9 protein-coding genes are annotated in these 12,452 nt (G+C 60.9%); all 9 read left to right on the top strand.

Translation table 11 applies throughout. The features are described 5' to 3' along the window. Positions 1–33: 33 nt before the first annotated feature. Positions 34–867 (top strand): phosphonate ABC transporter ATP-binding protein, encoded by an 834-nt coding sequence (gene phnC / locus JK621_RS05720; RefSeq protein ID WP_212558974.1) that lies wholly within the window; start codon positions 34–36, stop codon positions 865–867. Between the two features lie 35 nt (positions 868–902). Continuing rightward, positions 903–1,835 carry a phosphonate ABC transporter substrate-binding protein gene (gene phnD / locus JK621_RS05725; RefSeq protein WP_212558975.1) on the top strand — a complete coding sequence of 311 codons (933 nt, stop codon included), beginning with the start codon at positions 903–905 and terminating at the stop codon, positions 1,833–1,835. A 184-nt stretch (positions 1,836–2,019) separates the two neighbouring features. Next, positions 2,020–2,883, top strand: a complete 864-nt coding sequence (gene phnE / locus JK621_RS05730) for a phosphonate ABC transporter, permease protein PhnE (RefSeq protein ID WP_212558976.1) — start codon at positions 2,020–2,022, stop codon at positions 2,881–2,883. After that, positions 2,880–3,779, top strand: a complete 900-nt coding sequence (gene phnE, locus JK621_RS05735; protein ID WP_212558977.1) for a phosphonate ABC transporter, permease protein PhnE — start codon at positions 2,880–2,882, stop codon at positions 3,777–3,779. The genes phnE (JK621_RS05730) and phnE (JK621_RS05735) overlap by 4 nt, the downstream gene beginning before the upstream one ends. A 219-nt stretch (positions 3,780–3,998) precedes the next feature. Continuing rightward, positions 3,999–4,463, top strand: a complete 465-nt coding sequence (locus JK621_RS05740; protein ID WP_004942106.1) for a DUF1456 family protein — start codon at positions 3,999–4,001, stop codon at positions 4,461–4,463. A 205-nt stretch (positions 4,464–4,668) separates the two neighbouring features. Next, positions 4,669–6,519: an allophanate hydrolase gene (gene atzF, locus JK621_RS05745; RefSeq protein WP_212558978.1), complete on the top strand. Its 1,851-nt coding sequence runs from the start codon at positions 4,669–4,671 to the stop codon at positions 6,517–6,519. A gap of 10 nt (positions 6,520–6,529) precedes the next feature. Further along, entirely contained in the window at positions 6,530–10,153 is a 3,624-nt protein-coding gene (uca, locus tag JK621_RS05750; protein ID WP_212558979.1) for an urea carboxylase, read from the top strand. Positions 10,154–10,262: 109 nt separating this feature from the next. Next, complete coding sequence (locus JK621_RS05755; protein ID WP_212558980.1) at positions 10,263–10,952, top strand: GntR family transcriptional regulator; 690 nt, start codon at positions 10,263–10,265, stop codon at positions 10,950–10,952. Positions 10,953–11,130: 178 nt separating this feature from the next. Then, complete coding sequence (gene urtA, locus JK621_RS05760; RefSeq protein ID WP_212558981.1) at positions 11,131–12,399, top strand: urea ABC transporter substrate-binding protein; 1,269 nt, start codon at positions 11,131–11,133, stop codon at positions 12,397–12,399. Positions 12,400–12,452 lie beyond the last annotated feature (53 nt).

The following is a 12,452-nucleotide window of genomic DNA, read 5'->3' on the forward strand; positions in this document are numbered from 1 at the left end:
ATAATGATTAGCCACTGAAACCAGAGAAATCATATGGCTCAGGCACTCTTAAAACTGGCACCAACCGATTTTCCAGGGCAGCACCCGATCTCCTCACGCAAGGTGCTGTCGGTGAAAGGTTTGGGCAAAGCCTATAAATCCCAGCAGCGCGTGCTGGACGACATCAACTTCGATCTGCACGCAGGCGAGTTCGTGGCGGTGATTGGGCGCTCGGGCGCAGGCAAGTCCACCTTGCTGCATACCCTGAACGGCACCATTCCTTCGAGCTGCGGCGAGATGCTGCATTTTGAAGATGACGGCGTGGCGCAGGATATCGCCCAACTTTCCGCCCGTCAGATGCGCCAGTGGCGTTCCCGCTGCGGCATGATCTTCCAGGATTTCTGCCTGGTGCCGCGGCTGGACGTGATGACCAACGTACTTTTGGGCCGCCTGAGCCACACTTCTACCCTGAAATCCTTCTTCAAACTGTTTGACGACGCCGACCGCGGACGCGCCATCGAGTTGCTGCAATGGCTCAATATGCTGCCGCACGCCCTGCAGCGCGCCGAAAACCTGTCGGGTGGCCAAATGCAGCGGGTGGCGATCTGCCGCGCGCTGATGCAAAACCCTAAAATTCTGCTGGCCGACGAGCCGGTGGCGTCCCTCGATCCGAAAAACACCCGCCGCATTATGGATGCGCTGCAAAAAGTCAGCGAAAACGACATCGCGGTGATGGTGAACCTGCACTCGGTTGAACTGGTGAAAGAATATTGCACCCGGGTAATCGGCATCGCCCAGGGCAAAATCCTGTTTGACGGGCACCCGTCGCAACTGAACGAACGGATACTGCACCAGCTGTATGGCGAAGAAGCCAATCAAATCCATTGATTCACTTTTACCTTTACACACACAAGGCACCCGTAATGAAAAAAGTATTGAGTCTGACCACCCTGATGGCCGGCGCGATGATGGTATTTAATGCTGCCGCAGCGGACGCGCCTAAAGAACTGAACCTGGGCATTCTCGGCGGCCAAAACGCCACCCAGCAGATCGGCGATAACCAGTGCGTGAAGCAGTTCCTGGACAAAGAGCTGAACGTGGACACCAAGATGCGCAACTCCTCCGACTATTCCGGGGTGATCCAGGGCCTGCTGGGCGGCAAGATCGATCTGGTGCTGAGCATGTCGCCGTCGTCGTTCGCCTCGGTGTACATCAAGGATCCGAAAGCGGTGGATATCGTCGGTATCGCAGTCGATGACGTTGACCAATCCCGCGGCTACCACTCTGTGGTGGTGGTCAAAGCCGGTAGCCCGTATAAAAAGCTGGAAGATCTTAAGGGCAAAGCTATCGGTTTCGCCGATCCTGATTCCACCTCCGGCTTCCTGATCCCGAATCAGGCGTTCAAAAAAATGTTCGGCGGCACGGTGGACAACAAATACAACAACGCCTTCTCCAGCGTCACCTTCTCCGGTGGCCATGAGCAAGACATTCTCGGCGTGCTGAACGGCCAGTTCGAAGGCGCGGTGACCTGGGCTTCGATGATCGGCGACTACAACACCGGCTACACCAGCGGCGCGTTCACCCGCATGATCCGCATGGATCATCCGGACCTGATGAAGCAGATCCGCATCATCTGGCAGTCGCCGCTGATCCCGAATGGCCCAATCCTGGTGAGCAACTCGCTGCCGGCCGATTTCAAAGCCAAAGTCGTGGCCGCCATCAAAAAGCTGGATAAGGACGATCACCAGTGCTTTATCAAGGCGATGGGCGGCAAACAGCACATCGGCGACACCACTCTGGCGGAATACCAGACCATCATCGATATGAAGCGCGAGCTGACCAAAGGCGACCGTTAATGCTGCCGGGGCTTGGCCAGGCCGAGCCCCGCTGATTTCCTCACGTCGGAAGCCCATACCCAATAGATTTCACATCGCAGGTAGGCGGCAACTGAGTGAGCCCGCAGGAGCTTGGCTTCACCAGGTGACTGGGGTGAGTACAGGCAGTCAACACCCCTGCGGTTTGAAAGATGAAGGGTATATTTTGAATACAGATTTTGCGCACTACTACCAACAGATCCGCAGCAAGCAAAAGCGCGAGACGCTGTTGTGGTCACTCGGTCTGGTGGTGCTCTACCTGGGCGCCGGCAACATCGCCGAGTTCAACCTGCATACCGTGTGGGTGTCCATTCCCCACTTCTTCGATTACCTGGCGGAAACCGTCCCGACGCTGCACTGGAAGCTGCTGTTCGCCGATGGCCATACCGAAGGGTCATTGGCCTACTGGGGTTATCGGCTCAACATTCAGCTGCCGCTGATCTGGGAAACGCTGCAACTGGCGCTGGCGGCGACCCTTCTTTCGGTGCTGGTGGCGGGGGCGCTGGCGTTTCTGGCGGCCAACAATACCCACAGCCCGGCGTCGCTGCGCCTGGCGATCCGCACGCTGGTGGCGTTTTTGCGCACCATGCCCGAGCTGGCGTGGGCGGTGATGTTTGTGATGGCGTTCGGCATTGGCGCGATCCCCGGCTTTTTGGCGCTGGCGCTGCACACCATCGGCAGCCTGACAAAACTGTTTTATGAGTCGATCGAAACCGCGTCCAACAAACCGGTGCGCGGGCTGGCAGCCTGCGGCGCGACGCCGTTGCAACGCATGCGTTTCGGCCTGTGGCCCCAGGTGAAGCCGGTGTTTCTGTCGTACAGCTTTATGCGGCTGGAAATCAACTTCCGTCAGTCGACCATTCTTGGGCTGGTGGGGGCGGGCGGCATCGGCCAGGAGCTGATGACCAATATCAAGCTCGATCGCTACGATCAGGTCAGCATGACGCTGTTGCTGATTATCCTGGTGGTCTCGCTGCTGGATTACACCTCCGGCGAACTGCGCAAACGGGTCGTGGAGGGGAAAAAATGATCACCGCACCAACGCTCTCGGCACAAGAGTTGCAAACGCTCAAGCAGCAGCACCCGGAAATATTCTCGCAGCAGCGCCGCTATCTGCGCACCCTCGGTATTATTGCCGTGGCGATCGCGCTGTATTATCTGTTCTTCTTCCAGTTTTTCGGCATCTCCTGGCCGCAGTTCGTTAACGGCTGCCAGCAACTGGGCCGTTACTTTGTGCGCATGTTCGTCTGGCACGATTTCGTCAACTGGCCGTTTATGTACTACTTCCAGCAGATCTTCATCACCATCGGCATAGTGTTTGCCGGCACCATCACCGCTTCGCTTATCGCTTTGCCGCTGTCGTTCTTCGCCGCGCGCAACGTGATGTCGACGCCGCTGCTGCGGCCGATCTCGGTGGCGGTGCGGCGGTTGCTGGATGTTTTACGCGGCATCGATATGGCGATCTGGGGGCTGATCTTCGTGCGCGCCGTCGGCATGGGGCCGTTGGCCGGGGTGCTGGCGATTGTGATGCAGGATGTCGGGCTGCTCGGCAAGCTGTATGCCGAAGGGCACGAAGCGGTGGATAAATCCCCCAGCCGCGGCTTGACGGCGCTGGGTGCCAACGGCTTGCAGAAGCACCGTTACGGTATTTTCACCCAGTCGTTTCCCACCTTCCTGGCGCTAAGCCTGTACCAGATTGAATCCAACACCCGCTCTGCGGCGGTGCTGGGCTTCGTCGGTGCCGGCGGTATCGGCCTGGTGTATGCGGAGAACATGCGGCTGTGGAACTGGGACGTGGTGATGTTCATCACCCTGATCCTGGTGGTGGTAGTGATGGTGATGGATAAGGTATCGTCGCTCCTGCGCAACAAATACATTATTGGCGAAGACATCCCGCTGTATCGGCAAAAAAGCCAAATCGATTGAGAAACCCTTCACCGATCCCTATACTGCCGCACATATTCAAGGTGTGCGGTGATACCCGTCGTCTTTCAAGCCGCAGCGTTGTTACCTGCACTCGCTCACCCCAGTTGCTTACTTGAGTAAGCGCCTGGGGGCTCACGAGCTGGGCGCCTGGCTGCAACTTGAAAGCCATAGGGTATTACAATGTGCATGTATATCGGTTTACAAGCTAAAGGCAATTCCATGATCAACAACGATGTGCTGCGCAGCGTGCGCTACATGCTGAGCATTAACGACGCCAAAATGACCGAGATTATCAAGCTGGATAATTTCGACGTTGAGGTCTCTGCGATGCGCGCTTACGTCATCAAAGAAGGCGAGCCGGGGTTCGAAAACTGCCCGGACGAAGTGATGGCGCACTTCCTGAACGGCCTGGTGTTCCTCAAGCGCGGCAAGGACGACAAGTTCCCGGCACCGGAAGTGGAGCTGCCGATCACCAACAATCTGGTGTTGAAAAAGCTGCGCGTGGCGTTCGAACTGAAAGACACCGACATGCACCAGATCTTCACCGCCGTGGAGTTCCGCATCTCCAAGCCGGAGCTGAGCGCGCTGTTCCGGAAAGAAGGCACCAAAAACTTCCGCCCGTGCGGCGATCAGATGCTGCGTTATTTCCTCAAAGGTTTGGCGCAACGCATTCGCGGCGAGTAAACCGCAGGCAACATCAACAGGCGCTGTCGCAAGACGGCGCTTTTTTTTTGCCCCTTTTTTGTCCGGCGATTGCTCGCCGCTGGTGCAGGTTTTTTACTCTCCCGTCATAAGTTTTAATTATAATTTATTGAAATCAGTGGATTAAAAATTGGCACGCCGGTTGCTCTATTGAATCCCATCTTGTGTACTAGATGGAATTCAGACGATGACCCAGCCAGTTAAACAACGCGGTTTCACCCTCAGTGAATGGCAGCACCATTATCACACCAGGCCGGCCGGTGAGCGCATGGCCTGTGTGCGCGCCACGCTGGAGGCGCTGACGTCGGGCCTGAGCCTGGCCGACAACGCCTGGCTTTACCTTGCCACCGCCGCGCAGTTGGACGCGCAATACCGACAACTGGCGCAGCAACTGGACGCGGTCGCCGGGGATATCAGCCGCCTGCCGCTGTTCGGCGTGCCCTTTGCGGTTAAAGACAATATCGACGTCGGCGGCTGGCCGACCAGCGCCGCCTGCCCGGAATTTACCTACCAGGCCGCAGAGGATGCCAGGGTCGTCGCCAATCTGCGCGCCGCCGGTGCCATCGTTATCGGTAAAACCAACCTCGATCAGTTCGCCACCGGCCTGGTCGGCACCCGCTCACCGCACGGTGCGGTGGTCAACAGCTTTGACAGCCGCTACGTCAGCGGCGGCTCCAGTTCCGGTTCGGCCTCGGTGGTGGCGCGCGGCCTGACGCCGTTCTCGCTGGGTACCGATACCGCAGGCTCCGGGCGCGTTCCGGCGGGGTTCAACAATATCGTCGGTCTGAAGCCGACCAAAGGCTGGCTGTCGAACCGTGGCGTGGTGCCTGCGTGCCGCCTGAATGACACCGTCTCGGTATTTGCCCTGACGGTGGCGGATGCCGCTCTGGTGGCCGAGCAGGCCGGCGGTTATGACGCCGCCGATGCCTATTCGCGCATCAACCCTCGCACCGCCCCGGCGGATTTGCCCGCCGCGCCGCGTTTTGCGGTCCCCGCGCAACCCGAGTTTTTCGGCGACGCGCAGGCCGAGCAGGCGTTTCAACGGGCGCTGGCGCAGTTGCAACGCTGCGGCGTAGCGCTTGAAGCCATAGACTTCACCCCCTTTCACCAACTGGCCGAGCAGCTCTATTACGGCCCCTGGGTCGCGGAGCGCACCGTGGCGGTCGAGGCGATGCTGAACAGCGATCCTCAGGCCATCAACCCGGTGGTGCGCGGCATCCTCAATAACGGCCTTAAGTACAGCGCCTGCGACGCCTACAAGGCGGAATACCTGCGTGCCGAGCTGGCGCGGGAAATTGGCCAACGGCTGGCGCAGTACGACGCGCTGGTGGTGCCGACGTCGCCGACGCTGCGCACGTTGGCGGAAATGGAGCAGGAGCCGGTGTTGTTCAATTCGCAATTCGGTACCTACACCAACTTTACCAACCTGGCCGATCTGAGTGCGCTGGCCTTGCCTGCGCCGATGCGCGACGACGGCCTGCCTGCCGGCATCACGCTGATCGCGCCGGCCTGGCACGATCGTGCGCTGGCGGCCTTCGGCCTGCGCTGGCAACAGGCTCAGAACCTGCCGCTCGGCGCCACCGGCCGCGTGCTGCCGCCGCCACCGCCGCTGACGCCGTCGGTGGAACATGTGCGGGTGGCGGTGGTGGGCGCTCACCTCAGCGGTATGCCGCTGAATGCCCAGCTTACCCAGCGCGATGCGGTATGGGTGGAGCAAACCGCCACCGCGCCGTGCTACCGGCTATACGCCCTGGCCAATACTCAGCCGCCCAAACCGGGGCTGGTCAAAACCGGGCAGGGGGCCGCCATCAGCGTTGAGCTGTGGGACATCCCGCTGGCGCGTTTCGGCGAATTTGTCGCGGAGATCCCCGCGCCGCTGGGCATCGGCACGCTGCTGCTGGCGGATGGCCGCCGGGTAAAAGGCTTTATCTGCGAACCCTGGGCGCTGGAAGGCGCATTGGATATCACTGAATTTGGCGGCTGGCGCAACTATACCCGTCATCTTTCCGACCCTGGCGTATCGGGTATCGTTTTATGAGGATTGAATAATGTTTACCACAGTATTGATAGCCAACCGCGGCGAAATTGCCTGCCGCGCGATCCGTACCCTGAAACGTCTGGGCGTGACCAGCGTGGCGGTTTATTCCGATGCCGACCGCAATGCGCCACATGTCACCGAGGCCGATCTGGCGGTGGCGCTCGGCGGCGAAAAGGCTGCCGACAGCTACCTGTGCATTGACAAAATCCTCGCCGCCGCAGCGGAAACCGGCGCGCAGGCGATCTACCCCGGCTACGGTTTTCTCTCCGAGAGCGCCGAATTCGCCGATGCCTGCGAAGCGGTGGGCATCGCCTTTATCGGGCCGACGGCGGCGCAGATCCGTGAGTTCGGCCTGAAGCACCGGGCGCGTGAACTGGCGGCGGTGGCGCAGGTGCCGATGACGCCGGGCACCGGCCTGCTGGGCAGCATTGAGGAGGCGGTCACTGCCGCCGCGCGGATTGGCTACCCGGTCATGTTGAAAAGCACCGCCGGCGGTGGCGGCATTGGCCTGACCCGCTGCGACGACGAAGCGGCGCTGCGCGAAGCTTACGACAGCGTAAAACGGCTGGGCGAGCAGTTCTTCCGCGACTCCGGGGCCTTTATCGAGCGCTTTGTCGATCAGGCGCGCCATGTGGAAGTGCAAATCTTTGGCGACGGCCAGGGCCGGGTGGCGGCGCTCGGCGAGCGCGATTGCTCGCTGCAGCGCCGTAACCAGAAGGTGGTGGAAGAAACCCCGGCGCCGAACCTGCCGGCGGCGACCCGTCAGGCGTTGCATCAGGCGGCGGTAGCGCTGGGTGAATCGGTGAATTACCGCAGCGCCGGCACCGTGGAATTTATCTACGACGGTGCGCGCGACGAGTTCTATTTCCTCGAGGTAAACACCCGTTTGCAGGTGGAACATCCGGTGACCGAAATGGTGACCGGGCTGGATCTGATCGAGTGCATGTTGCAGGTGGCGGCGGGCGATGCGCTGGACTGGACGGCGCTGCAACGCGCGCCGCAGGGAGCCTCGATCGAAGTGCGCATCTATGCCGAAGATCCGCTGAAGAATTTCCAGCCCAGCCCCGGTGTGCTGACCGAGGTGCATTTCCCGGATAACGTGCGCGTCGACGGCTGGGTGGCGACCGGCAGTGAAGTGTCGGCATTTTACGACCCGATGATCGCCAAACTGATCGTCCACGGCGAAGATCGCCAACAGGCGCTGGAGAAAATGCGCGCCGTGCTAGGCGCGACCCGTTTGCACGGCATCGCCACCAATCTCGATTACCTGCGTCAGGTGATCGCCACGGCGCAATTCCAGAGCGGCGAAGTCTGGACCCGCATGCTGGACAGCTTCCGCTTCCAGCCCGCCAGCATTGAAGTGCTGCAACCGGGCACCTACAGCAGCGTGCAGGATTATCCGGGCCGTCTTGGCTATTGGGATATCGGCGTGCCGCCTTCCGGGCCGATGGACGACTTCGCTTTCCGGCTGGCCAACCGCATTGTCGGCAATCACCCGAGCGCCGCCGGGCTGGAGTTTACTTTGCAGGGGCCGACCTTGCGCTTCCATTGCGACGCGATCATCGCCCTGACCGGCGCCGACTGCCCGGCGAACCTGGATGGGGAAGCGGTGGCCTACTGGCAGCCGGTTGCGGTTCGCGCCGGGCAGGTACTGAGCTTAGGCCGCGCCGCGCACGGTTGCCGCACCTATCTGGCGGTGCGTAATGGGTTCGACGTGCCGGTGTATCTGGGCAGCCGCTCGACCTTCGCCCTCGGGCAGTTTGGCGGCCACGCCGGGCGTACCCTGCGGGTCGCCGATATGCTGGCGGTGTCCCAGCCTGCGCTGGCAGCCAGCACCACCCCGGCGCCCATCGCGGCACCGCAGGCGATGGACGACAGCCTGATCCCGCAATACGGCAACCTGTGGAACATCGGCGTGCTTTATGGCCCGCACGGCGCGCCGGATTTCTTTACCCCGGAGTCGATCGACACTTTCTTTGCCGCCGAATGGCAGGTGCACTACAACTCCAACCGGCTGGGCGTGCGCCTGTCGGGGCCGAAACCCGACTGGGCGCGGCAGGACGGCGGCGAAGCCGGGCTGCACCCGTCTAACGTACATGACTGCGAGTACGCCATAGGTTCGATTAATTTCACCGGCGATTTCCCGGTGATCCTCACCCGCGACGGGCCGAGCCTGGGCGGTTTCGTCTGCCCGGTGACCATCGCCAAAGCCGAGCTGTGGAAGGTGGGACAGGTGAAGCCGGGCGACCGCATTCGCTTCCACCCTATCGGCTTCAAACAGGCGCAATCGCTGGAGCAGGCGCAGCTTGGCAGCATCGAAGCGCTGGCGGCGGTGAAGGCGATAACCCTGCCGACGCCGAATCTGGCGCCGGGCGCCACGGCTTCTGCCGCTATCGTCGCCGCGTTGCCGGCCGGAGACGGGCGCCCCTCGGTCGTCTATCGCCAGGCCGGGGACGGCTACATTTTGATGGAGTACGGCGACAACCTGCTCGATCTGGCGTTGCGGCTGCGCATTCATCTGCTTATGCAATCGCTCAAACAGGACGCGATCCCCGGCGTTGAGGAACTGGCTCCGGGCGTGCGTTCGCTGCAGATCCGTTACGACAGCCGCACTATCGGCCAGGCCGATTTGCTCCAGCGCCTGCTGGCGCGTGAACAAGCGCTGGGCGACGTCAGCCGCCTGAAGGTGCCGACGCGCACGGTTTATCTGCCGATGGCGTTTGAAGACTCCGCCACCCTGGGCGCGGTGGAGCGCTATAGCCAGACGGTACGCAGCTCTGCGCCCTGGCTGCCGAACAACGTCGATTTTATCCAGCGCATCAATGGCCTCAGCCACCGCGAACAGGTGCGCGACATTATCTTCGACGCCAGCTATTTGATCCTCGGATTGGGTGACGTCTATCTCGGCGCGCCGTGCGCGGTGCCGATTGATCCGCGCCACCGGCTGCTCAGCTCCAAATACAACCCGGCGCGCACCCATACCGCCGAAGGCACGGTCGGCATCGGCGGCATGTACATGTGCATTTATGGCATGGACTCGCCGGGCGGTTATCAACTGGTCGGGCGCACGCTGCCGATCTGGAACAAATTCCTCAAAAACCCGCAGTTCAACGCCGGAGAGCCCTGGTTGCTGCACTTCTTCGATCAGGTGCGTTTCTACCCGGTCAGCGAGCAGGAACTGGATGAGCAGCGCGAGGCGTTCCGTGAAGGGCGCGCGCAGGTCCGCATCGAGAACAGCGAATTCGACTTTGCCGAGTACACCCGTTTTCTGGCGGACAACGCCGAAGACATCGCCGCATTTCAGCAGCGCCAGCAGCAGGCATTCAACCATGAAGTGACGCTCTGGCAGGCGCAGGAGAGCGAAGCCGAGGCGCAATTGCTGCCGCCACAGACGGATGAGGAAGAGGTCGACGGCTATCTGGTCAGCGCCGATCTGAACGGCAACGTGTGGAAGATCCTGGTGGAGCCGGGGCAGGCGGTGGAAGCCGGCCAGCCGCTGATTGTGGTCGAGGCGATGAAAATGGAACTGGCGGTCACCGCGCCGCGCGCCGGGATCATCAAACGCATCGGTTGCCAGCAAGGGCGGCCGGTGGGGCCTGGTGATGCTCTGCTGTGGCTGGAACACGCCAGCTAGCCTGCCGTGCTGGCCATTTTGAGATTGGGCAGCACTCAAAATGACAGCGCTCGCCGTGGCTAGCCCTGGTTTTGAGCGAGAAGTTCACGGGAGCAAATCGAGGAAAACTATGCAAATCACCAATAACCGCAGCAAGGCGCGGCCGGAGGGGCTGGCGGAGCGTATCTACCTCCAGCTCAAGGATGACATCTTTGAATTTCATCTGCTGCCGGGCGATCGCTTCAGCGAAAACGAAGTGGCGCTGCGCATGGACGTCAGCCGTACGCCGGTGCGCCAGGCGCTGTTCTGGCTGGAGCGCGAGGGCTACGTCGAAGTGCATTTTCGCAGCGGCTGGCAGGTGCGCCCCTTCGATTTCGACTACTTCGAGCAACTCTACGATCTGCGCATCGTGCTGGAGTGCGAAGCGGTCAAACGGCTGTGCGCTCGCCCGGCGGGAGAAGTTCCGCCGCCGCTGGCGGCGCTCAATGGCTTCTGGATCGACGAGCCGCGGCTGGAGGACGGCAAAACCGTCTCGCTGCACGACGAGCAGTTCCATATGACGCTGGTGGAAGCGGCGGGCAACGGGGAAATGGCGCGCATTCATCGCGACCTGACCGAGAAGATCCGCATCATCCGCCGGCTGGACTTCACCCAGGGAACCCGGGTCGAGGCCACCTATAACGAACACGCCGCCATTCTGCGGGCGATCTTGCAACACCAGACCGAGGAGGCGCAAACGCTGCTCAGCAACCACATAGCCGTCAGCAAGGCGGAAGTACGGAAAATAACCCTGCATATGTTGCACCAGGCAAGGCTCTAGCAATAACCCGTCGTCTTTCGAGCTGCAGCGTTGTTGGCTGCGGGCGCTCACCCCGGTCACTTACTTGAGTAAGCTCCCGGGGACTCCCGCCCTTGCCGCCTGGCTGCGACTCGAAATCCATAGGGTTAGTTTTTCTTAACGAAGGTTGGTTTCCTAACATTCACCGGGAGTTTGAATTATGCAACGTCGTCACTTTATAAAAGCTTTTGCGTTGTCCGCCACCGTGATCGGCATGGGTATGGCCTGGAGCGCGCAGGCGGCCGATACCATTAAAATCGGTATCCTGAGCTCGCTGTCAGGCACCATGGCTATCTCTGAAACGCCGCTGAAAGACGTGGCGCTGATGACCATTGATGACATTAACGCCAAGGGGGGCGTACTGGGCAAAAAACTCGAGCCGGTGGTGGTGGATCCCGCCTCCAACTGGCCGCTGTTCGCCGAAAAGGCGCGCCAGTTGCTGACCCAGGATAAAGTGGCGGCGGTGTTCGGTTGCTGGACGTCGGTGTCGCGCAAATCGGTACTGCCGGTGTTTGAAGAACTGAACGGGCTGCTGTTCTACCCGGTGCAATACGAAGGGGAAGAGATGTCGCCAAACGTGTTCTACACCGGCGCCGCCCCTAACCAGCAGGCGATCCCGGCGGTGGAATACCTGCTGAGTGAAGACGGCGGTTCGGCCAAGCGCTTCTTCCTGCTGGGTACCGATTATGTGTATCCGCGCACCACCAACAAGATCCTGCGCGCCTTCCTGCACACTAAAGGGATCCAGGACAAGGACATCGAAGAAGTCTATACGCCGTTCGGCTACAGCGATTACCAGACCATCGTCGCCAACATCAAGAAATTCTCCGCCGGCGGCAAAACGGCGGTGATCTCTACCATCAACGGCGACTCCAACGTGCCGTTCTACAAAGAGCTGGCCAATCAGGGCATCAAGGCCACCGACGTGCCGGTGATCGCCTTCTCGGTGGGTGAAGAAGAACTGCGCGGCATCGACACCAAACCGCTGGTGGGCAACCTGGCGGCCTGGAACTACTTCGAGTCGGTGGATAACCCGACCAACAAGCAGTTCGTCAGCGAATGGAAAGCCTACGCCAAGGCGCACAACCTGCCGAACTACGCCACTGCCGTGACCAACGATCCGATGGAAGCCACCTATGTCGGTATCCACATGTGGGCGCAGGCTGTCGAGAAAGCCGGCACCACCGACGTCGACAAGGTGCGTGCGGCGATGGCGGGGCAGACCTTTGCCGCGCCGTCGGGCTTCACGCTGACCATGGATGCCACCAACCATCACCTGCACAAGCCGGTGATGATCGGTGAGATTGAAGGCAACGGCCAGTTCAACGTGGTGTGGCAGACCGATGCCCCGGTGCGCGCACAGCCGTGGAGCCCGTACATCGCCGGCAACGACAAAAAGCCGGATCACCCGGTAAAAGGCGGTAAGTAACCGTCGTCAATCTCGCAGGGGCGCCGCAGGCTGCGCCCGTCGTAACAGGTAGG

This window comes from Serratia plymuthica (assembly GCF_018336935.1).
GTDB lineage: Bacteria > Pseudomonadota > Gammaproteobacteria > Enterobacterales > Enterobacteriaceae > Serratia > Serratia plymuthica_B.

Excerpts from the sequence above, each read along its gene's own strand:
- phnC (WP_212558974.1), top strand. The coding sequence starts at position 34 with ATGGCTCAGGCACTCTTAAAACTGGCACCAACCGATTTTCCAGGGCAG.
- phnD (WP_212558975.1), top strand. The coding sequence starts at position 903 with ATGAAAAAAGTATTGAGTCTGACCACCCTGATGGCCGGCGCGATGATG.
- phnE (WP_212558977.1), top strand. The coding sequence starts at position 2,880 with ATGATCACCGCACCAACGCTCTCGGCACAAGAGTTGCAAACGCTCAAG.
- JK621_RS05740 (WP_004942106.1), top strand. The coding sequence starts at position 3,999 with ATGATCAACAACGATGTGCTGCGCAGCGTGCGCTACATGCTGAGCATT.
- atzF (WP_212558978.1), top strand. The coding sequence starts at position 4,669 with ATGACCCAGCCAGTTAAACAACGCGGTTTCACCCTCAGTGAATGGCAG.
- uca (WP_212558979.1), top strand. The coding sequence starts at position 6,530 with ATGTTTACCACAGTATTGATAGCCAACCGCGGCGAAATTGCCTGCCGC.
- JK621_RS05755 (WP_212558980.1), top strand. The coding sequence starts at position 10,263 with ATGCAAATCACCAATAACCGCAGCAAGGCGCGGCCGGAGGGGCTGGCG.
- urtA (WP_212558981.1), top strand. The coding sequence starts at position 11,131 with ATGCAACGTCGTCACTTTATAAAAGCTTTTGCGTTGTCCGCCACCGTG.